This window comes from Massilia forsythiae, assembly GCF_012849555.1.
Classification (GTDB): Bacteria; Pseudomonadota; Gammaproteobacteria; order Burkholderiales; family Burkholderiaceae_D; genus Telluria; species Telluria forsythiae.
Genome location: NZ_CP051685.1, coordinates 4331665 through 4353664, shown reverse-complemented (window position 1 = coordinate 4353664; position 22000 = coordinate 4331665). Strand labels below are relative to the sequence as shown.

The following is a 22000-nucleotide window of genomic DNA, read 5'->3' as shown; positions in this document are numbered from 1 at the left end:
TGCCGCATCGGTTCGGTCGCGGCCTGGCATTACCGGCCTATCACCCGCAGCACCGCGTCGGCGCTGGCGCGCGCGCTGTCGCGCAGCAGGCCGTGGTGCATCTCGGTAAAGCGCTCGCGCAGGCGCGCGCGGTTGTTCTCTTCGGTCAGCTGGAACCACAGCGCGTCCGCCAGCGCCTCGGGCGTGGCCGCGTGCTGCAGGAATTCCGGCACCAGGAATTCGCGCGCCAGGATGTTCGGCAGCCCGATCCACGGCAGGTAACCCATGTGGCGGATGATCATCCATTCGGCCGGCAGCACCTTGTAGGCGATCGCCATCGGCTTCTTGAACAGCGCCACCTCCAGCGTGGCCGTGCCGGACGCCGCCAGCACCGCGTCGGCGGCGGCGATGCAGTCGTGCGAGGCGCCGTCCACCAGCGTCAAGGGCACGTCCTGCAATCCGGCCTGCGCCACGACCTGCCTGAAATACGCCTTTTGCCGCTCGCCCGCCATCGGCGCGATGAAACGCAGCGACGCGTCGCGCGCCGCCAGCAGGCGCACCGCACGCACGAAGGGCTCGGCCAGGTACTTGATTTCCGCCATGCGGCTGCCCGGCATCACCGTCACCACCGTGGCGTCGACGGGAATGCCGAGCGCACGGCGCGCGCCGGCCACGTCCGGCTGCAACGGGATGGTCTCGGCCAGCGGGTGGCCGATGTAGGTCACCGGCACGCCGGCCTCGCGATAAATCGCTTCCTCGAACGGGAAGATCACCAGCATGTGCGACACCGCGCGCTGGATCTTCTTGATGCGCGCGCGCCGCCAGGCCCAGATCTGCGGCCCGACGAAGTGCACGGTCGGGATGCCGGCCGCGCGCAGCTGCTGTTCCAGCCCCAGGTTGAAGCCGGGGTAGTCGGCGCCGATGAAGGCGGCCGGACGTTCGGCCAGCAGGCGGTCGCGCAGCCGGTCCTGGATGCCCTTCAGCTCGCGGTAGCGCAGCAGCACCGGCAGCAGGCCGCGCACCGTCAGCGTGTCCATCGGCACGTCCGACACCAGCCCCTGCTCCAGCATGCGCGGCCCGCCGATGCCGGAATAGCGCACGCCGGGCAGGCGCGGCGCCAGGCCGGCCATCAGGCGCGCCGCCAGCAGGTCGCCCGAGACTTCGCCCGCGACCAGCGCCAGCGCGGGCGCTGCGCCTACATCCAGGTCAGCGGACGATGCCACGGCTGGTCGCATCCAGGAAGTCGCGCAGCGCACGCACCTGCGGCGCCGCCTCGCCCGCGCCCTGCTCTTCCTCGGCCAGTTTCGCCTTGGCTTCTTCCAGCGTCAGGCCGGAGCGGTAGACCAGCTTGTAGGCGTTGCGCACGGCGTTGATCTGCTCGCGCGTAAAACCGCGCCGCTTCATGCCCTCGATGTTGACGCCGTGCGCCGCCGCCGGGTTGCCGGAGACCAGCACGAACGGCGGCACGTCCTGGGTCAGGCTGGTGTACATGCCGATGAAGGCGTGGGCGCCGATCTTGCAGAACTGGTGCACGCCGCAATAGCCGGACAGGATCGCCCAGTCGCCCACGTGCACGTGCCCGGCCAGTTGCGCATTGTTGGAAAAGATCGTGTTGCTGCCCACGCGGCAGTCGTGCGCCAGGTGGGTGTAGGCCGACATCCAGTTGTCGTCGCCCAGGCGCGTCACGCCCTCGTCCTGCACGGTGCCGGTGTTGAAGGTGCAGAATTCGCGGATGGTGTTGCGGTCGCCGATCTCCAGGCGGGTCGGCTCGCCGGCCCACTTCTTGTCCTGCGGCTGCGCGCCCAGCGAGGCGAACTGGAAGATGTGGTTGTCGCGGCCGATCGTCGTGTGGCCTTCGATGACCACGTGCGGGCCGACGCGGGTGCCGGCATCGATGCGCACGTTGGCGCCGACGATCGAATACGGGCCGACCTCGACCGAGCTGTCCAGCTGGGCGCCCGGATCGACGATCGCGCTCGGATGGATCCTGCTCATTACTGCCCCGCCGCCGCCGGTGCCGCCGCTGCGCCCGGGCTCATCTGCGCCTGGGCGGCGCCGCGGATGGTGCACATCAGTTCCGCTTCCACCGCCACCTTGCCGTCGACGCTGGCCTGCGCCTTGTACTTCCAGATGCCGCGCGAGGTGCGCAGGATCTCGACGTCCATCTTCAGCTGGTCGCCCGGCTCGACCGGACGCTTGAAGCGCACGTTGTCGATGCCGACGAAGTACACCACCGAGTTCTCGTCCGGCTTCACGCCCATCGTCATGAAGGACAGGATGGCGGCGGTCTGGGCCAGCGCCTCGACCATCAGCACGCCCGGCATCACCGGCTGGTGCGGGAAGTGGCCATTGAAGAATTCCTCGTTCACGGTGACGTTCTTGATCGCGGTGATGGTCTTGCCCAGTTCGTAGTCGACCACGCGGTCCACCAGCAGCAGCGGATAGCGGTGCGGCAGGTATTCCTTGATTTGCGTGATGTTCAGGGTCTTGGACGCGGCGGCGTCGCTGGTCTTGGCTTCGGTCGTGGTCATTGTTGTTGTGCTTGTTCCGTCAATTGTTTGATCTGTTTTTCCAATGCGCGGATTTTCTCGCGCATCGAGGAAAGGTTGCGCACGATGGCGGCGGACTTTTCCCATTCCGCATTCTTGGCCAGCGGGTAGAAGCCGGTGTACTGCCCCGGCTCCAGCACCGAGCGCGACACCATGCTGCCCGAGGAGATATGGACATTGTCGGCGATTTCCAGGTGGCCCAGCACCATGGCGGCGCCGCCGAAGGTGCAGTGCTTGCCGATCTTGGCGCTGCCGGCCACGCCGACGCAGCCGGCCATCGCCGTGTGCGCACCGATGTGGCAGTTGTGGCCGATCTGGATCTGGTTGTCGAGCTTGACGCCGTCCTCGATGACGGTGTCGGCCAGCGCGCCGCGGTCGACCGTGGTGTTGGCGCCGATGTCGACGTCGTCGCCCATCAGCACGCGCCCGGTCTGCGGGATCTTGATGTAGGCGCCGTTCTCGCGTGCGAAGCCGAAGCCGTCGGTGCCGATCACGGCGCCCGAGTGCAGGATGCCGCGCTTGCCGATCACGCAGCGCGCGTGGAAGGTGACGTTGGCGAACAGGCGCGTGCCTTCGCCGATCTCGGCGTGCGCGCCGACGAAGCAGCCGGCATCGATCACCACGCCGGGGCCGATCGCCGCGCCGGCCTCGACCGTGACGTTGGGGCCGACGTGCGCGCTGGCGTCCACGCGCGCGCTGTCGTGCACGACGGCGCTCGGATGGATGCCGGGCGCCGGCACGCTCTCTTCCAGCGCCGCGAAGTACTGGGCGGCGCGCGCGAAATAGGCGTACGGGTTGGTGGTGACGATGCGCGCGCCGGCATAGGTGGCGGCCACGCTCTGGTCGTCCAGCGGCGCCAGGATCAGTGCCGCCGCGCTGCTCTGCGCCGCCAGGGCGCGCAGTTTGCTGTTGCTGAGAAAGCTGATGTGCGAAGCGCCGGCGCTGTCCAGCGGTGCGATGCCCTGGACGTCGAGGTCCGGGTCACCCACCAGCTGGCCGCCGAAGCGTTCGACCAAATCACCCAGTCGAGTGCCCATCTTGGTCATTCCATAGTGAAGGATAAGGAGGATAAGGAGGACGCCGGGCGCGCTCGAGCCGCGCCGGCAGCCGGTGCCGCCGCAAAAGGGGCGGCTGCCTGCCGGATTACTTGTCCAGCAGCTTGAGGATCTTGTCGGTGATGTCGATGCGCGGGCTGGTCCAGATCGATTCCTGCAGCACCACGTCGAGGTGTTCCTGCTCGGCCACCTGCTCGATCAGCTTGTAGGCGCGCTGGGCGATCGCCGAACGCTCTTCGTTTTTGCGCTGGAACAGGTCCTCGTTGTACTCGCGCTGCATGCGCTGCAAGTCCTTTTCCATGTCGAGCAGTTCGCGCGTGCGGCGCGTGCGCTCGGCGTCGGACAGGCGCGGCGCCTCGCCGTCGAATTTCTCGCGCGCCGCCTTGAAGCGCGCCATCACGTCGTCGACCTGCTTCTGGCGCTTGGAAAACTCGGCCTGCAGCTTTTCGTCGGCGTTCTTGGCCAGCTTGGATTCCGTCATCAGCCTTTCGGTATAGACGAAACCGATGCGCCCGGGCAAGCTCTGCGCCTGCGCATGGACCGCCGTACCGGCGCACAGGGCGGCCAGCACGATACCGCGGGGCAGCGAGGCTATTACTTTGTTCAACATATTCTAGGTAATCCTTGTCGAGGCGCGACTGCTGCGGCGCGGCCACGCGCGGCAGCGGTCCGGCCGCCGTCGTTTCCGATTAAAAGCCGGTGCCCATCTGGAACTGGAAGCGTTCCAGGCGGTCGCCAGGCTTGGCGTTCAAGGGCTTAGCATAACTCAACTTCAGCGGACCCACCGGGGAAATCCACGACAGGCCGATACCCGCGGAGTAGCGCAGTTCCGACGCGCGGATCTTCTGGCCCTGCTGGTAGATCTGGCCGGTGTCGGCGAAGGTGAACCAGCGCAGGCTGCGGTCGGTGCCGCTGCCCGGGAACGGGAACTGCAGCTCGGCGTTGCCGATCACGCGCTTGGCGCCGCCCAGGGCATCGTAGGTGCGCGGATCGAGGATGCCCAGCGACGAACTCTCGTAGCCGCGCACCGAACCGATACCGCCGCCGTAGAAGTTCTTGAACACCGGATAGGCGTGGCCGCCGATGCCCGAACCGTAGTCGAGCTCGCCCTTCAGCGCCAGCGTCATCCAGCGCGTGATCGGACGGTACCACTGCTGTTCGTAGATGGCGCGGTAGTACTTCGAGTCGCCCAGCAGGTCGACTTCCAGGTTGGCGCGCTGGTAGCGGCCGCGCGTCGGCGTGACCGCGCTGTCGCGCGAGTCGCGGCCCCACGCCACCGTCAGCGGGATGGCGTTGGTGGTGGCGGTGCCGATGCCGGTGGACGGGCCGCCGTTCTGCGCCACGAACTGCTGGTACAGGGTCGGCGAGCTTTCGTCGGTTTCCAGCGTGGTGCGCTCGAGGCCGGCGCCGAAGAACACGGTGTCGATTTCCGAGAACGGCACGCCGAAGGTCATGTTGGTGCCGGTCTGGCGCACCGAGTACGAACCGAGGTTGATCGCCGGCGGCCGCGAGGTGCGCAGGTAGACCGAGAACGCGCGCTGGATGCCTTCGTCGGTGAAGTACGGATTGGTCTGCGAGAACTGGATCGTGCGGTTGTACTTGCTGGTGTTCAGGTCGATGCCGACGGTGTTGCCGCTGCCGGCGAAGTTGGCCTGCGTGATCGACGCGGTGAAGGTGAACTTTTCCGCCTGCGAGAACGCGCCGCCGACCATGAAGTTGCCGGTCGGTTTTTCGGTGACGGCGATGTTGACGTCGACCTGGTCGGTGGTGCCCTGCGACTCCGGCGTCTCCACCGTCACGTCCTTGAAGTAGCCGAGGCGGTCGACGCGGTCGCGCGAGAGCTTTACACGATTCGGGTCGTACCACGAGCTTTCGAACTGGCGGAATTCGCGGCGGATCACTTCGTCGCGGGTGATGGTGTTGCCCGAGATCGTCATGTGGCGCACGTAGGCGCGCTTGCCCGGATCGACTAAGAAGGTGAACGCCACCTCGCGCTTGTCGCGGTTGATTTCCGGATTGGCGGTGACGCTGGCGAAGGCATAGCCGAAGCTGGCCAGGCGGTCCGAGATGCGCTTGTTGGACGCTTCCTGCAATTCGCCCGAATAGGCCTGGCCCGGCTGCAGCAGCACCAGCTGGCGCAGCTCCGCCTCGCGCCCGAACATCTCGCCGTCCAGCTTGATGCCGGAGACGGTGTATTTCTCGCCTTCGGTGATGTTGATGGTGAGGTAGATGTCCTTCTTGTCCGGCGTGATCGACACCTGTGTCGATTCGACGTTGGCTTCCAGGTAGCCGCGGTTCAGGTAGAACGACTTGATCGCCTCCAGGTCGCCGGTCAGCTTCTGCTTCGAGTACTGGTCCGCCTTGGAGTACCAGGTCAGCCAGCCCGAGGTCGACAGCTGCAGTTGCGAACGCAGTTCCTTGTCCGAGAATACCTTGTTGCCGACGATGTTGATGCCCTTGATCTTGGCGACGTCGCCTTCGTCGACGTTGAAGGTGATCGTCACGCGGTTGCGTTCGATCGGCGTGACGGTGGTGGTGATCTTGACGCCGTACAGGCCGTGCGACAGGTACTGGCGCTTGAGTTCCTGCTCGGCGCGGTCGACCGAGGCCTTGTCGAAGATCTTGGTCTCGCCCACGCCGATCTCGCGCAGGGCCTTGACCAGCATGTCCTTCTCGAATTCCTTGGTGCCGGTGAAGTCCACGGTGGAAATCGCCGGACGCTCCTCGACCAGCACCACCAGCACGCCGTTTTCCTCTTCCAGGCGCACGTCCTTGAAGAAGCCGGTCGCGTACAGGGCCTTGATCGCGGCGGTGCCCTTGTCATCGTCGAAGGTCTCGCCCACGCGCACCGGCAGGTAGCTGAATACCGTGCCCGCCTCGGTGCGCTGGATGCCTTCGACCCGGATGTCCTTCACGACGAAGGGAGCGACGGCGGCGGCGTGGCCGGCGCACAGGGCCAGCACGGCGGCGGCGATCAGGCTGCGACGACGGCAAGGCAGGGCAAAACCAGGCAGGGCAAAGCGATCAGGATGTAAGTTCATTCGTGAGATCAATCGGTCAGTCATTGGACAACGTTTCGTGTTCTTGCGGTTGACCGGGGGTTGTTTGCCGCTGTCGGGGAGCCCGATTCAAAGCAACCGCACCAGGTCGTTGAAGACGGCGAGCGCCATCAGCATGAGCAGCAGGCCTATTCCCGCAAGCTGCGCGATCTCGCCGATCCGCGCGGGCATGGGGCGCCCGGTCAAAACTTCCAGCGAATAATACAGCAATTGGCCCCCATCCAGAACGGGAATTGGTAACAGATTCATTACACCCAGACTGAGGCTGATGAAGGCCAGGATCTCGAAGTAATAGCCGAAACCGGCGTCCACGGCCTGCCCGGCGACGTGGGCGATGGTGATCGGACCGGAAACGTTTTTCAGCGAAACCTGCCCGGTGACCATCTTGCCCAGCATCTTGAGGGTGGTCACGCTGCCCTCCCAGACGCGGCCCACGCCCTTGGCGACGGCGTCCAGCGGGCCGGCGCGCACCGTGACCATCTGCGGCGCCTGCGCCACCATCAGTTTCACCACGCCGGCGCCGCCGGCCGGATCGCGCTCCGGCGTCAAGGGCAGCACCAGCGCCTGGCCGGCGCGCAGCACGCCCACCTGCAGCGTGCGCCCGGCGGCGGCGCGCACGGCGGCGATGAAATCCAGGCCGTCGGCCAGCGGCTTGCCATCCACCGCGGTCACCAGGTCGCCGGCGCGCAGGCCGGCGCGTTCGGCGGCGCCGCCCGGCAGCACCTTTTCCACGGTCGGGCGCGGGCGCCACATCTGCAGGCCCAGCGCGGTCATCGCATCGGTTTCCGGATCCAGGCGCGCCAGCGCGGCCGCCGGCAGGATGGCGCGGTAGTCCCCGCCGCCGCTGCCTGCGCCCGCGCCACGCAGCGTCAGTTCGGCTTCGCGCTTGTCGACCGCGGCCTGGCCGATTTCCCAGCGCAGGTCGCTCCACGACTGCACCGGCTTGCCGTTCACCGCCAGCACGGCGTCGCCGCCGCGCATGCCGGCCACGTAGGCCGGGGTGTCCGGCGCCATGGCGCGCAGGCGCGTGCCGGGCTCGTCCTTGCCGACCATGAACAGCGCCGCCAGCAGGCCGATGGCCAGGATGAAATTGGTGATCGGGCCCGCGGCGATGATGGCGATGCGCTTCCACACGTTCTGGCGGGTGAACTCGCGCGCCGCTTCGGCGGCGTCGCGCGGCGCGCAATCCGGGTCGCGGCTGTCGACCATCTTGACGTAGCCGCCGAACGGCAGCAGCGAGAGCGCCCACTCGGTCTGGTCGGCGCCAAAGCGGCGCGACCACACCACCCGTCCGATGCCGATCGAGAAGCGGCGCACCTTGACGTTGCACAGGCGCGCCACGAGGTAGTGCCCCAGTTCATGCAGGATGACCAGGGGGCCGAGGCCCAGCAGGAAGCCGAGCAGGATATGGGTAGCGGTCATGCTTCTCCAGGCAAGGTGTCAAGCGTCCTTCGGACGCACTTCATGCGAATAGCACGCGCTCTTCAGGCGCGTGCCAGCGTGTCCACGATGCAGCCGGCGGCGCTGCGCGCGAGGGCATCCTGCGCCATCACCGCCTCGATGCTCGCTGCGTCGCCGTATGTGCTGGCGTCCATCGTGCGCCGCACCACGCGGTCGATGTCGCGGAAGCCGATGCGCCGGTCCAGGAAAGCTTGGACAGCGACTTCGTTGGCGGCGTTCAGCAAAGCCGGCGCGGTACCGCCCGCGCGCAAGGCGTCGAACGCCAGCGCCAGGCACGGGAAGCGGCCGAAATCCGGCTGGTGGAACTGCAGCGCCGCCCATTGGGTCAGGTCCAGCTGCGCGACGCCGGAGGCGATGCGCTCGGGGAAGGCCAGCGCATGGGCGATCGGGGTGCGCATGTCGGGGTTGCCGAGTTGGGCCAGCACCGAGCCGTCGACGTAGGACACCATCGAGTGGATCACGCTCTGCGGATGGATCACCACCTCGATCAGGTCGGCCGGCGCGCCGAACAGCCAGTGCGCCTCGATCACTTCCAGGCCCTTGTTCATCATGGTGGCCGAATCGACCGAGATCTTGCGGCCCATCGACCAGTTCGGGTGCTTGCAGGCTTCTTCCGGCGTGACATGTTCGAGCGTCTCGACGGTGCGCTGCAGGAACGGGCCGCCGGACGCGGTCAGCAGCACTTTCGCCACGCCGGCCGCATTCGGATCGCGCGCGTAATGGCTCGGCAGCGATTGAAAAATCGCATTGTGTTCGCTGTCGATCGGCAGCAGCGTGGCGCCGTGCTCGCGCACCGCGTCCATGAACAGCTGGCCGGACATGACCAGCGCTTCCTTGTTGGCCAGCAGCACCTTCTTGCCGGCGCGCGCCGCCGCCAGCGTCGGCGCCAGACCGGCGGCGCCGACGATGGCGGCCATCACGGTATCGGTGTCCGGGCTGGACGCGATCTCGCACAGCGCCGCCTCGCCGTGGCCGATGTCGATCGGCAGGTCGTGCAGCAATGCGGCCAGTTGCGCCGCCGCCTCGGGCGAGCCGACCACGGCGCGCTGCGGGCGGAAGCGGCGGCATTGCCCGGCCAGCTCCTGCACGCGCGCGTGCGCGCTCAGGGCGTACACGCTGTAGCGTTCGGGATGACGCGCGAGCACGTCCAGGGTCGAGGCGCCGATCGAGCCGGTGGCGCCCAGGATGGTAATGCGTTGCATGTTGAAAGCTCCTTTTACAGCCGGGAGCCGATCAGGGCCGCCAGCGGCAACACCGGGATCAGCGCATCGATCCGGTCGAGCACGCCGCCATGGCCGGGCAACAGGTTGCTGCTGTCCTTCATGCCGGCGCGGCGCTTGAGCTGGGATTCGAACAGGTCGCCGACCACGCTGGCCGCGCTCATCAGCACCAGGATCGCAACCAGCGCCGGCCAGCCGAAGCCGTGCTGGACGCGCACCGCGAAGGTATTGGCGAAGGCCGGGCCGCCGAACAGCACGGTGGCCGATGCGATGACGATCACGGCGATGCCGCCGCCGATCGCGCCTTCCCACGATTTGCCGGGCGAGATCGACGGCGCCAGCTTGCGCTTGCCGAAGGCCTTGCCGGCGAAGTAGGCGCCGATGTCGGCGACCCAGACGATCGCCATCACCGACAGCAGGTACATCGGAGAGAACGAGAACAGCACCACGATCGCCGCGAAGCAGCCGACGATGGCGAAGCCGTACACCAGGCTCAGCAGCGTATTCGACGGCGTGCCCAGCTGCGGCAGGCCGGTCTTCAGCGACGGCGCGAAACGGGCGATCCACAGCGCCAGGCTGAGCGCGGCCCAGAACGACGGATTGATGCGCTCGGTCAGCACCGCCGCGGCGAAGGCGGCGGTCCAGACCAGTGCGATGATGTGGGCGTTCTGGGTGCCCGGATTGAACAGGCGGAAGCATTCCCAGATCGCGGCGCCGAAGAACGCCGTGGCCACCAGCGCGAAGGCCGTGAAATTGTTGGAATACAGGACCGGCAACAGGATTGCCAGCAGCACGACGGCGGTGATGACCCGGGTTTTCAGCATCAGGTTTTCTTTGCGACTTGTTCGCCGGTACGGCCGAAGCGGCGTTCGCGGCTCTGGTAGGACGCGATCGCGGTATCCAGCGACGCGGGCGAGAAATCGGGCCAGAAGGCATCCGTGAAATACAGTTCGGAATAGGCCAGCTGCCACAGCAGGAAATTCGAGATGCGCTCTTCGCCGCCGGTGCGGATGAACAGGTCGGGCTCGGGCGCGTAGGCCATCGCCAGGTGCGGCGCCAGCATGTCCTCGGTGTAGTCGGCGACGCCCGGATTGGCGGCGATCATTTTACTGGTCGCCTGCATGATGTCCCAGCGGCCGCCGTAGTTGGCGCACACGCTGACCGTCAGGCGGCTGTTGCCGGCGGTGCGGCGCTCGGCGTTGGCGATCATGTCCTGCAGCTTGGCGTCGAAGCGCGACAAATCGCCCACCACCTTCAGGCGGATGTTATTGGCGTGCATCTTCGACACTTCGCGCTCGAGCGCGCTGACGAACAGGCCCATCAGGTAGGACACCTCGTCGGCGGGGCGGCGCCAGTTTTCCGAGGAAAATGCGAACAGCGTCAGGTACTCGACGCCGCGCTCCACGCAGGCCTCGACGATCTTGCGCACGGCATCCACGCCCTTGACGTGGCCGGCGACGCGCGGCAGCAGGCGCTTGGTCGCCCAGCGGCCGTTGCCGTCCATGATGATGGCGATGTGGCGCGGCACCGATGGCGCTTCGGGTACTGCAGTGGTCGAACTTTTGAAAATCATAAATCTGGCCAAGACGGCGAAAAAAGGATGCGGACCGCCCGGGCCGGCCGCGGGCAAATGCCGGGCTCGGCGCGGACGGTCCGCGGGCATGCGGGCGCGCATCCGCCCGGATGCGCGCCCTGCGACGCCATCTTACACCGTCATGATCTCTTTTTCCTTATCGACAACCATCTTGTCGATATCGGCGATCGCCTTGTCGGTCAGCTTCTGCACGTCGTCCGAGGCGCGGCGTTCGTCGTCTTCCGAGATCGCCTTGTCCTTGACCAGCTTTTTCAACTGCTCGTTGGCGTCGCGGCGGACGTTGCGCACGGCGATCTTGCCGTCTTCCGACTCCGACTTGACCAGCTTGACCATTTCCTTGCGGCGCTCTTCGGTCAGGGCCGGGGTCGGCACGCGCACCATTTCGCCGAAGGTCGACGGGTTCAGGCCCAGGTCGGAATCGCGGATCGCCTTTTCGACCGTATTGAGCATCTTCTTTTCGTAGGGCTGGACACCGATGGTGCGGGCGTCGATCAGGGTCAGGTTGGCGACCATCGGCAGCGCGGTCGGCGAGCCGTAGTAATCCACCATCACGTGGTCGAGGATGCCGGTGTGGGCGCGGCCGGTACGGACCTTGGCCAGGTCCGCCTTCAGGGTCTCGATGGACTTGGCCATCTTGTCCTGGGCGGTCTTTTTGACGTCAGCTACAGACATGCTGCTCTCCTGTCTTTTCTAGAACAATGAATGTTAAACGTGTACCAGTGTACCCTCGTCCTCGCCCATGATCACGCGCTTGAGCGCGCCGGGCTTGACGATCGAGAACACCTTGATCGGCAGCTTCTGGTCGCGGCACAGGGCGAACGCGGTGGCGTCCATCACCGCCAGGTGCTTCGAGATCGCCTCGTCGAACGAGATCGACTCGTAGCGCGTCGCGTGCGGGTCCTTCTTCGGATCGGCAGTATAGACGCCATCGACCTTGGTGGCCTTCAGGACGATCTCGGCCGAGATCTCCGACCCGCGCAGCGCGGCGGCGGTGTCGGTGGTGAAGAACGGGTTGCCGGTGCCGGCCGCGAACACCACGACCTTGCCTTCTTCCAGGTACTGCAGCGCCTTCGGACGCACGTAGGGCTCGACCACCTGCTCGATGCCGATCGCCGACATCACGCGCGCGGTGATGCCCTGCTGGCGCATGGCGTCGGCCAGGGCCAGCGCGTTCATGACGGTGGCCAGCATGCCCATGTAGTCGGCGGTGGCGCGGTCCATGCCCTGCGCACCCGGGGCGACGCCGCGGAAGATGTTGCCGCCGCCGATCACCACCGCCAGCTCCACGCCCAGTTTCTGCACCTCGGCCACGTCCGCGACCATGCGTTCGATGGTGGCGCGGTTGATGCCGAACGGATCGTCGCCCATCAGCGCTTCGCCAGACAGTTTGAGGAGGACTCGTTGGTAGGCTGGTTTTGTCATGGGTGCGGCTCCTTGAAGAAATGTATTTCGAATTCGGGTGGGGGCCGGAAAAAACCTACTGCGCGTTGCATTTCCGGTCTGCGATGCTCGCCGTACATCCGTACGGCTGCGCTTCTCGACCGGAACTGCCGCCGCTCGCTACGGTTTTTTCCGGCCCCGATAAACCTGTGGCCGGGAAAATACCAACCTACAAAAACGGGCCTTTCGGCCCGTCTTTCTACTGCTCGATTACTGCTTGACTGCGGCCATCTGCGCCGCGACTTCCGCTGCGAAGTCGTCGACCTTCTTCTCGATGCCCTCGCCCACCACATACATGGTGAAGCCCTTGACGGTGGTGCCGGCGGCCTTCAGCATGGCTTCGACGCTCTGCTTGTCGTTCTTCACGAACGCCTGGTTGAACAGCGACACTTCCTTCAGGTATTTCTGCACCGAACCGTCGATCCGCTTGGCGACGATCTCGGCCGATTGCGGCTGCTTGCCTTCGGCGGTCGCCTTGTCGGCGTCTTCCTGGGCCTTCAGCTGGGCGACCGAACGCTCTTTCTCGATCAGTTCGGCCGGCACGGCTTCCGACGACAGCGCGACCGGCTTCATGGCGGCGATGTGCATGGCGACGTCCTTGCCCACTTGCTCGTCGGCGCCGTCGTAGTCGACGATCACGCCGATGCGGGTGCCGTGCAGGTACGAGGCCAGCTTGCCGGTGGTCTCGAAGCGCTGGAAGCGGCGCACGGTCATATTCTCGCCGATTTTGCCGATCAGTGCAGTGCGCAGGTCGTCGAAGGTCTTGCCGTCGACCGGCAGGGTCGCCAGGGCGGCGACGTCGGCCGGGTTGTTCTCGGCGACCAGCTTGGCGGCCAGGTTGGCCATGGCCAGGAAGTCGTCGTTCTTGGCGACGAAGTCGGTTTCGCTGTTGATTTCGATCAGCGCGCCGATGTTGCCTGCCACGTAAGCGGCGACCACGCCTTCGGCGGTCACGCGCGACGATGCCTTGGATGCCTTGCCGCCCAGCTTGACGCGCAGGATCTCTTCGGCACGGCCCATGTCGCCGTCGGCTTCGGTCAGGGCTTTCTTGCACTCCATCATCGGGGCATCGGTCTTGGCGCGCAGTTCGCCAACCATCGCTGCAGTAATAGCTGCCATGTTGTTTCTCCTAATTTGGTCGTTCTGGATTCGGATGCGGCGCGCCGGTCGCGGCGCCACCGCTGCATAGGGACGAAAATGCGGGGCACCGGTTTGAAAAAAGGGGCGCTCGGCGCCCCTTCCGGTCCCGCGGCGGGCCGTGGCCCGCCTCTGGAATTATGCTTGCTCGGACACTTCGACGAAGTCGTCGGCCGACTTGACCATCTCGGCGACTTCGTTGGTGGCGTTGGCACGGCCTTCCAGGATCGCATCGGCGACGCCGCGTGCGTACAGGGTGATGGCCTTGGACGAGTCGTCGTTACCCGGGATCACGTGGGTGACGCCTTCCGGCGAGTGGTTGGTGTCGACCACGCCGATGACCGGGATGCCCAGCTTGCCGGCTTCGGTGATGGCACCCTTGTGGTAGCCGACGTCGACCACGAAGATCGCGTCCGGCACGCCGCCCAGGTCCTTGATGCCGCCGATCGACTTCTGCAGCTTTTCCATTTCGCGCGAGAACATCAGCGCTTCTTTCTTCGACATCTTCTCGACCGAACCGTCTTCGACTTGCGCTTCCATGTCCTTCAGGCGCTTGATCGAGGTCTTGATGGTCTTGAAGTTGGTCAGCATGCCGCCCAGCCAACGCTGGTCGACGTACGGCACGCCCGCGCGCTGCGCTTCGGCGGCGATGATGTCGCGCGCCTGGCGCTTGGTGCCGACCAGCAGGATGGTGCCGCGGTTGGCCGAGATCTGCTTGATGGTCTTCATCGCATCCTGGTACATCGCCATGGTCTTTTCCAGGTTGATGATGTGGATCTTGTTGCGATGACCGAAGATGAACGGGGCCATTTTCGGGTTCCAGAAACGGGTCTGGTGGCCGAAGTGGACACCGGCTTCCAGCATTTCACGCATAGTGACGGACATAAAATTCTCCAGGGTTACATTCTTGAACGACGGCCGGTACACCCGTTTCCGGGCACCCTTGTCGGCCGACTTCGCGATTTGATAAAAAGTTGGTTTTTACAACATTGCCCGATACGGGTACGAGCAACCCGAGATTCTAGCGGGAATCGGGCGCGATATCAAGTGCGCACGGCTGCGCGCCCCGCCCCCGCCCGCGCCGGGGCCTTATTCATCCCATATCGATCGCATATAATGGCCGGATCATCGATTGCAGCACAGGAACACCAACCATGACCATCTCCATCAAGACCCAGGAAGACATCGAAGGCATGCGCATCGCCGGCCGCCTGGGCGCCGAAGTGCTCGACTACATCACGCCTTTCGTGAAACCCGGCGTGACCACCGGCGAACTGGATCGCCTGTGCCATGAATACATGGTGAATGTGCAAGGCACGGTGCCGGCGCCGCTCAACTACGCGCCGCCCGGGTACACCCCGTTCCCGAAATCGGTGTGCACCTCGGTCAACGACGTGATCTGCCACGGCATCCCGGGCGACAAGGCGCTGAAGAACGGCGACACGGTCAACATCGACGTGACCGTGATCACCAAGGAGGGCTACCACGGCGACAACAGCCGCATGTTCTTCGTCGGCGAACCGTCCAAGCTGGCGCGCCGCCTGTCCGACATCACCTACGAGTGCATGTGGCTGGGCATCGAGCAGGTGCGGCCGGGCGGGCGCCTGGGCGACATCGGCCATGCCATCCAGCAGCATGCGCGCGCGGCCGGCTACGGCGTGGTGCGCGAGTTCTGCGGCCACGGCATCGGCAAGGTGTTCCACGAAGAGCCGCAGGTGCTGCACTACGGCTCCCCCGGTACCGGCGAGGAAATGCTGCCGGGCATGATCTTCACCATCGAGCCGATGATCAACGCCGGCCGCGCCGAACTGCGCGTAATGCCGGACGGCTGGACCGTCAAGACCAAGGACCGCAGCCTGTCGGCCCAGTGGGAACACATGATCCTGGTGACCGAGACCGGCTACGAGGTGCTGACCACCTCGGCCGGCACCCCGCCGCCGCCGGCCATCGTGCGCAAGCAGCAAGACGCCGCCGCCAACGCCGTCCCCGCCTGAGCGGCCGGCCCATCCTTTCCGTAACGACGCCATGACCAGCACCGCCAGCGGCCAGTCCGGCCACGACACCGCACCCGCAGCCCAGCCGGCGCAACTGCAGCCGCTGCAACTGAAGCAGCGCCTGAAGGCCGAGCGCGAACTGCTCATCGCCGAGTTCCGCAAGGACGGCAAGCCGGAAAAGCTGCTGCGCGCGCTGCGCCAGAGCGTCGACGGGGTACTCACCGACGCCTGGCACGCCGCCGCCCTGCCGCCGGATGCGGCGCTGGTCGGCGTCGGCGGCTACGGCCGCGGCGAACTGTTTCCCTACTCCGACGTCGACCTGCTGATCCTGCTGGCGCGCCCGGCCGACCCGCACGCGCAGCAGCAGCTGGAAGCCTTCGTCCAGCTGCTGTGGGACCTGGGCCTGGAAATCGGCCACAGCATCCGCACCGTGGACGAATGCCTGACCGAGTCGGCGGCCGACATCACGGTGCAGACCAGCCTGCTGGAAGCGCGCCTGGTGACCGGCAGCGCACCCCTGTTCGCCGAGCTGCAGCGCCGCTACGACGCGGCGATGGATGCGCAGACCTTTTTCCACGCCAAGACCGCCGAGATGCGGCTGCGCCACGCCAAGTACGAATTCACGCCGTTCAGCCTGGAGCCCAACGTCAAGGAAAGCCCGGGCGCGCTGCGCGACCTGCAGGTCATCCTGTGGGTGGCCAAGGCCGCCGGCCTGGCCAGTTCCTGGAGCCAGCTGGCGGTGCGCGGCCTGATCACGCGCGAGGAAGCGCGCCAGCTGATGGAAAAGGAGCGCGCGTTCAAGGATATCCGCGTGCGCCTGCACCTGCAGACGCGCCGGCGCGAAGACCGCCTGGTGTTCGACGTCCAGACCGCGATCGCCGAGACCTTCGGCCTCACCTCGACCGGCCACGGCCTGGAGGCGCGCCGCGCCAGCGAATACCTGATGCAGCGCTACTACTGGGCGGCCAAGGCGGTGACCCAGCTGAACACGATCCTGCTGCAGAACATCGAGGCCCAGCTGTTTCCGCAACCCTCGGTGCCCAAGCCACTGAACCCGCGCTTCAACGAGGTCAACGGCTTCATCGACATCGTCAGCGAAGACACCTTCGACACCTGCCCGGCGGCGGTGCTGGAAATCTTCGTGGTGATGACCGAACACCCGGAAATCCGCGGCATGACGGCGCGCACCATGCGCGCGCTGTGGCACGCGCGCACGCTGATCGACGACGCCTTCCGCCACGAGCCGCGCCACCGCGCGCTGTTCCTGCGCGTGCTGCAGGCGCCCAGCGGCCTGGTGCACGCGCTGCGGCGCATGAACGACATGGGCGTGCTGGGGCGCTACCTGCCTAACTTCCGCCGCATCATCGGCCAGATGCAGCACGACCTGTTCCACGTGTACACCGTGGACCAGCACATCATGATGGTGGTGCGTAACATGCGCCGCTTCACCATGAGCGAACACGCGCACGAGTACCCGTTCTGCAGCCAATTGATCGCGAATTTCCGCGACCGCTGGCTGCTGTACGTGGCGGCGCTGTTCCACGACATCGCCAAGGGCCGCGGCGGCGACCACTCGGAACTGGGCAAGCAGGACGTGCTGGAATTCTGCCGCGACCATGCGATCGCCGAGGAAGACACCCAGCTGGTGGTGTTCCTGGTCGAACAGCACCTCACCATGTCGCAGGTGGCGCAAAAGCAGGACCTGTCCGACCCGGACGTGATCGCCGCCTTCGCGAAACTGGTGGGCGACGAGCGCCACCTGACCGCGCTCTACCTGCTGACCGTGGCCGACATCCGCGGCACCAGTCCCAAGGTATGGAACGCCTGGAAGGCCAAGCTGCTGGAAGACCTGTACAAGGTGACCTTGCGCGTGCTGGGCGGCGAGCCGCCCTCGGCCGACCGCGAACTGCGCGCGCGCCAGCAGGAGGCGCTGGCCACGCTGCGCCTGTTCGGCCTGGCGCCGGATGCGCACCAGGCGCTGTGGAAGCAGCTCGACATGGCCTACTTCCTGCGCCACGACGCCTCCGACATCGCCTGGCAGACGCGCAGCCTGCACGACAAGCTCGGGCGCGACACGCCGGTGGTGAAATCGCGCCTGGCGCCGATCGGCGAAGGCTTGCAGGTGACGGTGTACGTGAAGGACCAGCCCGACCTGTTCGCGCGCATCTGCGGCTATTTCGAGCGCAAGAACTTCTCGATCATCGACGCCAAGATCCACACCACCAAGGACGGCTACGCGCTCGACACCTTCCTCATCACCGACGAACACTTCGCCGGCAGCTACCGCGACATCATCAACCTGATCGAGCACGAGCTGTGCGCGGTGCTGCTGCGCCAGGAAGCTCTGGCGGCGCCGCTGCGCGGGCGCCTGTCGCGCATGTCGCGCACCTTCCCGCTGACGCCGACGGTGGACCTGCGCCCGGACGAGCGCGGCCAGTTCTGGCTGCTCTCGATCGCCGCCAACGACCGCAACGGCCTGCTGTACGCGATCGCCAGCGTGCTGGCGCGCTACCGCATCAACCTGCACACGGCGAAGGTGATGACGCTGGGCGAACGGGTCGAGGACGTGTTCCTGATCGACGGCCCGGCGCTGACCAACCAGAGGACGCAGGTGCAGCTGGAAACCGAGTTGCTGGATGCCCTGAAAATCTAGCCGCCGTCGTCCCCGCGCAGGCGGGGACCCATGGTGAGCTTGCAACATCGTGGACTCAAACACGCCGAGGCGGTTCTGGCGGAACGAATCCAGATGCTCTGTATGGGTCCCCGCCTGCGCGGGGACGACGTGCATGTTGTGCCTCTCAAAAACGACGCAATCCCGCATCTCGCTTTAGACTCGCTTTAGACTCGCTTTAGACTCGCTTTAGAAATCACCAACCATGACCGAACCAGTACGCCTCTCCAAACGCATGTCCGAACTCGGCCTGAGTTCCCGCCGCGAAGCCGATGAATGGATTTCCCGCGGCTGGGTCCGGGTCGACGGCAAGGTCGTGTCGGAACTGGGCAGCAAGGTGCTGCCGCACCAGAAGATCACGGTCGAGCGCCAGGCCGCCGCCGAGCAGTCCAAGCGCGTGACGGTGCTGGTCCACAAGCCGGTCGGCTACGTCAGCGGCCAGGCCGAAGACGGCTACACGCCGGCGGTGGTGCTGGTCAAGCCGGAAAACCGCTGGGCCGACGACCCGTCCGCCGAACTGTTCCACCCGACCCAACTGCGCTCGCTGGTGCCGGCCGGCCGCCTCGACATCGATTCCACCGGCTTGCTGGTGCTGACCCAGGACGGGCGCATCGCCAAGCAATTGATCGGGCAAGACACGGCGATCGACAAGGAATACCTGGTGCGCGTGCAGTACAGCAAGCCGGGACGGCTGCCGGATACCGAGCTCAGGAAGCTGAACCACGGCCTGTGGATGGACGGCAAGCCGCTGCTGCCGGCCAAGGTGCGCTGGCAGAACGACGACCAGCTCAGTTTTACCTTGAAGGAAGGCCGCAAGCGCCAAATCCGGCGCATGTGCGACATGGTCGGCCTCAAGGTGATCGGCCTGAAGCGGGTGCGCATCGGGCGCGTCAAGCTGGGCGACCTGCCGGCCGGACAGTGGCGCTACCTGCGGCCGGACGAGGGGTTTTGATCTGCGCGGCCATGTCACGAATGCCGCGTATGGAAATGCGTCCACGGATCGAGCACGCGCAGCGCGTCCAGCACGGCGCGCGGGCCGGCGATGCTGCCGCCGCTTTCCTGGTCCCATTCCAGCTTGAGCTTGGCGCGCCCGTTGCGCAAATCGACGCGCGCGTAGTCGATCCAGACGTCGGCCTGGTCGTATTCGAAGGTCTTGACCCAGCCGCCGCGCACCAGCGCGTCGACCGTCTGCCGCAGCGCGAACGGCGGCAAGCCTTCGATGGTTTCCGGCTTCGACCGGGGATCGGGATCCCGCAGCATGCCGATATATCGTATGAAGTGTGATAGCCACGCCATCGCTGCCTCCCAACATCGTTTGACGTGACACCAGTCTACCAGCGGAATGGTCGCTCAGGCGTTAAATGACGCACAGTGGATGAGATACGGCATCCGTATTTTATGGCGGCAATCCACGTCCATTTCAGACGGAAAAAGCTCCACGGAAAGCCGCGTGCGCCCTGTCAGTACAGGCGCGCTTTCGTATCGACCGCCCGAACCCGGCCATTGCACGAACCCGGCCACTCGCGTAGCATCCGGTGCTTGCCGGCCGCCACCCGCGCCGCGAACGACTCGGTTGCCTACCAGGCACCCGTCCAAGATTCCCTGGAGCGTCATGAAAAACGAAATCCCACCCCTGTCCGGCGCGCGCGCCCTGCCCTACTCGCAGACGCGCTCCTTCCTCACCGTCGCCCTGATCGAACTGTGGGAGCGCTTCGGCTACTACGGCATGCAGGCGCTGATCGTCTACTTCATGGTGCAGCGCCTCGGCTTCGAGGACAGCCGCGCCAACCTGGTGTGGAGCGCGGCCGCTGCACTGATCTACGTGGCGCCGGCGATCGGCGGCTGGATCGGCGACAAGGTGCTCGGCACGCGGCGCACGACCTATTTGGGCGCAATGATCCTGGCGCTCGGCTATGCGCTGATGGCGGTGCCGAGCGAAAACACCTGGGTCGTGTTCGGCGCCCTCGGCGTGGTCGTGGTCGGCAACGGCCTGTTCAAGCCGAACGCGGGCAATCTGGTGCGCAAGATCTACGAAGGCGACGACTCCAAGCTGGACAGCGCCTTCACGCTGTACTACATGGCGGTCAACGTCGGCTCCACGGTGTCGATGCTCGCCACGCCCTGGATCAAGGATTACGTGAACGCCACCTACGGCAACCAACTGGGCTGGCACGTCGCCTTTGCCGTGTGCAGCGTCGGCCTGGTGCTGGGGCTGCTGAACGTGATGCTACTGCGCGCCACCATCGCCCACGTCGGCTCGCGTCCGGACACGCAGCCGCTCCAGGTCGGCAAGCTGCTGGCCGTGCTCGGCGGCGGTGTGGTCCTCGCCGTGGCAGCGGCGGTTATCCTGGAATACCAGTCATTGGCGCGCGCCTTCGTCTACCTGGCCGGCATCGTCCTGCTCGGCATCTTCGTCCACCTGATTCGCAAGAGCGCGCCGAGCGAACGCGCCGGCCTGACCGCGGCGCTGGTGCTGACCGCGCAGATCGTGTTCTTCTTCATTTTCTACCAGCAGATGTCGACCTCGCTTTCGCTGTTTGCGCTGCGCAACGTCGACCTCGACTTCCGCCTGTTCGGCGCCCACCTGTGGACCTGGTCGCCAGCGCAATTCCAGGCCCTGAATGCGATCTGGATCATGGTCCTGAGCCCGGTACTGGCATGGCTCTATTCGGCAGCGGGTCGCAGCGGCAGGGACTTGTCGATCGCCGCCAAGTTCGCACTCGGTTTCTTCTCAGTGGCCCTCGGTTTCTTCGCCTACGGCGTGGCCGGCAGCTTCGCGGTGAACGGCCTGACCTCGTCCTGGGTGATGATCGCCGGCTACGGCCTGTATTCGCTGGGCGAACTGCTGGTGTCGGGCCTGGGCCTGGCGATGATCGCGCGCTACGTGCCGGAGCGCATGGGCGGCTTCATGATGGGCGCCTATTACGTCGCGGTCGGCATCTCGCAGTACCTGGGCGGCGTGGTCGCCAACCTGGCCAGCGTGCCCAGCAACGTCACCGACCCGGTGCAGACGCTGCCGATCTACACCAGCCTGTTCAACAAGCTGGGGCTGGGCGCGCTGGCCTGCACCGTGATCGCCCTGCTGGCGCTGCCGCTGGTGCGGCGCCTGACCGCGACCCACCAGGCGCACCAGTGAAGGTCGCGATATTGACTAATTGACATTGCATCAATAAGATCGAAGGGCGCACGCGGGTGCGCCCTTTCCTTTTGCGAGCCGCCATGACCGTCCTGCGCACCGAGCGCCTGCGCTTCGAACCCTTCGACGACAGCCACGTCGACGGCCTACACGCGATGAACCGCGATCCCGACGTCCAGCGTTATCTGCTGGGGCGTCCCGAAACCATCGACGAGACCCGCGCCTCCGTGGCGCGCGTACGGACGCGCCGGGCCGCGCTGGGCTACGGCTGGTGGGCCTTCATCGAAGCCGCCAGCGGCGAACTGGTCGGCGCCGGCTGCGTGCAGCACCTCGGCCACGAGCGCGCCAATCCGCTCGAGATCGGCTGGCGCCTGCGGCGCGACCGCTGGGGCCTGGGCCTGGCCTCGGAAGCGGCGCACGAACTGGCCCGCTTCGCCTTCGCCGAACTGGACGCGCCGCTGGTATGCGCGATCCGCCATCCGGACAACCTGGCGTCGCGGCGTGTGATGGACAAGCTGGGCATGCGCTACATCGGGCTGGAGGAGCAACACGGCGAGCAGGTCGCGCTGCATCGCCTGCTGCGCGCCGACTGGCTGGCGCGCTGACACTGCGCCGGCGCTCGCGCTGCGGCGGCTGTGGTGGCCACAGCGGCGGGCGCCGACTGTGGTAAATAGCGCACGCCGGACGCTTCGGCAAACAATTCCA

General features: G+C 66.1%; 20 protein-coding genes. 5 read left to right on the top strand and 15 right to left on the bottom strand.

Annotated elements, in window-relative coordinates:
- Positions 1 to 29: 29 nt before the first annotated feature.
- The 14 genes from lpxB to rpsB form a co-directional block, all read right to left on the bottom strand.
- A complete protein-coding gene (gene lpxB / locus HH212_RS18465) occupies positions 30 to 1202 on the bottom strand; it encodes a lipid-A-disaccharide synthase (RefSeq protein ID WP_229217342.1) in 1173 nt (390 codons plus the stop codon).
- The gene (gene lpxA / locus HH212_RS18460) at positions 1186 to 1974 is read right to left on the bottom strand and encodes an acyl-ACP--UDP-N-acetylglucosamine O-acyltransferase (RefSeq protein WP_170203804.1); all 789 of its coding nucleotides are present in this window, start codon (positions 1972 to 1974) and stop codon (positions 1186 to 1188) included. Before lpxA ends, lpxB begins: the two co-directional genes overlap by 17 nt.
- Positions 1974 to 2510 (bottom strand): 3-hydroxyacyl-ACP dehydratase FabZ, encoded by a 537-nt coding sequence (gene fabZ, locus HH212_RS18455; protein WP_170203803.1) that lies wholly within the window; start codon positions 2508 to 2510, stop codon positions 1974 to 1976. The genes lpxA and fabZ overlap by 1 nt, the downstream gene beginning before the upstream one ends.
- Positions 2507 to 3565 carry a UDP-3-O-(3-hydroxymyristoyl)glucosamine N-acyltransferase gene (lpxD, locus tag HH212_RS18450; protein WP_170203802.1) on the bottom strand — a complete coding sequence of 353 codons (1059 nt, stop codon included), beginning with the start codon at positions 3563 to 3565 and terminating at the stop codon, positions 2507 to 2509. The genes fabZ and lpxD overlap by 4 nt, the downstream gene beginning before the upstream one ends.
- Positions 3566 to 3671: 106 nt before the next feature.
- Positions 3672 to 4193: an OmpH/Skp family outer membrane protein gene (locus tag HH212_RS18445; RefSeq protein ID WP_170203801.1), complete on the bottom strand. Its 522-nt coding sequence runs from the start codon at positions 4191 to 4193 to the stop codon at positions 3672 to 3674.
- Between the two features lie 79 nt (positions 4194 to 4272).
- Positions 4273 to 6624: an outer membrane protein assembly factor BamA gene (bamA, locus tag HH212_RS18440; RefSeq protein ID WP_170203800.1), complete on the bottom strand. Its 2352-nt coding sequence runs from the start codon at positions 6622 to 6624 to the stop codon at positions 4273 to 4275.
- Positions 6625 to 6711: 87 nt separating this feature from the next.
- Entirely contained in the window at positions 6712 to 8064 is a 1353-nt protein-coding gene (rseP, locus tag HH212_RS18435; RefSeq protein WP_170203799.1) for an RIP metalloprotease RseP, read from the bottom strand.
- Between the two features lie 62 nt (positions 8065 to 8126).
- Complete coding sequence (gene ispC / locus HH212_RS18430) at positions 8127 to 9305, bottom strand: 1-deoxy-D-xylulose-5-phosphate reductoisomerase (protein ID WP_170203798.1); 1179 nt, start codon at positions 9303 to 9305, stop codon at positions 8127 to 8129.
- Between the two features lie 14 nt (positions 9306 to 9319).
- A complete protein-coding gene (locus HH212_RS18425; protein WP_170203797.1) occupies positions 9320 to 10147 on the bottom strand; it encodes a phosphatidate cytidylyltransferase in 828 nt (275 codons plus the stop codon).
- The gene (uppS, locus tag HH212_RS18420) at positions 10147 to 10896 is read right to left on the bottom strand and encodes a polyprenyl diphosphate synthase (protein ID WP_170203796.1); all 750 of its coding nucleotides are present in this window, start codon (positions 10894 to 10896) and stop codon (positions 10147 to 10149) included. The genes HH212_RS18425 and uppS overlap by 1 nt, the downstream gene beginning before the upstream one ends.
- Positions 10897 to 11028: 132 nt before the next feature.
- Positions 11029 to 11589 carry a ribosome recycling factor gene (frr, locus tag HH212_RS18415; protein ID WP_170203795.1) on the bottom strand — a complete coding sequence of 187 codons (561 nt, stop codon included), beginning with the start codon at positions 11587 to 11589 and terminating at the stop codon, positions 11029 to 11031.
- A 33-nt stretch (positions 11590 to 11622) separates the two neighbouring features.
- Positions 11623 to 12339, bottom strand: a complete 717-nt coding sequence (gene pyrH / locus HH212_RS18410; RefSeq protein ID WP_170203794.1) for a UMP kinase — start codon at positions 12337 to 12339, stop codon at positions 11623 to 11625.
- Positions 12340 to 12567: 228 nt separating this feature from the next.
- Positions 12568 to 13476 (bottom strand): translation elongation factor Ts, encoded by a 909-nt coding sequence (tsf, locus tag HH212_RS18405; RefSeq protein ID WP_170203793.1) that lies wholly within the window; start codon positions 13474 to 13476, stop codon positions 12568 to 12570.
- A 156-nt stretch (positions 13477 to 13632) separates the two neighbouring features.
- Positions 13633 to 14379 (bottom strand): 30S ribosomal protein S2, encoded by a 747-nt coding sequence (gene rpsB / locus HH212_RS18400; protein WP_170203792.1) that lies wholly within the window; start codon positions 14377 to 14379, stop codon positions 13633 to 13635.
- A 269-nt stretch (positions 14380 to 14648) separates the two neighbouring features.
- Here rpsB and map point away from each other — a divergent pair, with 269 nt between their 5' ends.
- The 3 genes from map to HH212_RS18385 all read left to right on the top strand — a co-directional run bounded on the left by map (position 14649) and on the right by HH212_RS18385 (position 19111).
- A complete protein-coding gene (gene map, locus HH212_RS18395; protein ID WP_170203791.1) occupies positions 14649 to 15488 on the top strand; it encodes a type I methionyl aminopeptidase in 840 nt (279 codons plus the stop codon).
- A 31-nt stretch (positions 15489 to 15519) separates the two neighbouring features.
- Complete coding sequence (locus tag HH212_RS18390; protein ID WP_170203790.1) at positions 15520 to 18141, top strand: [protein-PII] uridylyltransferase; 2622 nt, start codon at positions 15520 to 15522, stop codon at positions 18139 to 18141.
- A gap of 223 nt (positions 18142 to 18364) precedes the next feature.
- A complete protein-coding gene (locus HH212_RS18385) occupies positions 18365 to 19111 on the top strand; it encodes a pseudouridine synthase (protein WP_170203789.1) in 747 nt (248 codons plus the stop codon).
- A gap of 14 nt (positions 19112 to 19125) precedes the next feature.
- Here HH212_RS18385 and HH212_RS18380 read toward each other — a convergent pair whose 3' ends face one another.
- On the bottom strand, positions 19126 to 19419 hold the full coding sequence (locus HH212_RS18380; RefSeq protein WP_170203788.1) for a hypothetical protein: 294 nt from the start codon (positions 19417 to 19419) through the stop codon (positions 19126 to 19128).
- A 352-nt stretch (positions 19420 to 19771) separates the two neighbouring features.
- On the opposite strand from HH212_RS18380, the gene HH212_RS18375 reads away from it, so the two are divergent.
- Entirely contained in the window at positions 19772 to 21295 is a 1524-nt protein-coding gene (locus HH212_RS18375; RefSeq protein WP_170203787.1) for a peptide MFS transporter, read from the top strand.
- Positions 21296 to 21378: 83 nt separating this feature from the next.
- Entirely contained in the window at positions 21379 to 21900 is a 522-nt protein-coding gene (locus tag HH212_RS18370) for a GNAT family N-acetyltransferase (RefSeq protein ID WP_170203786.1), read from the top strand.
- Positions 21901 to 22000 lie beyond the last annotated feature (100 nt).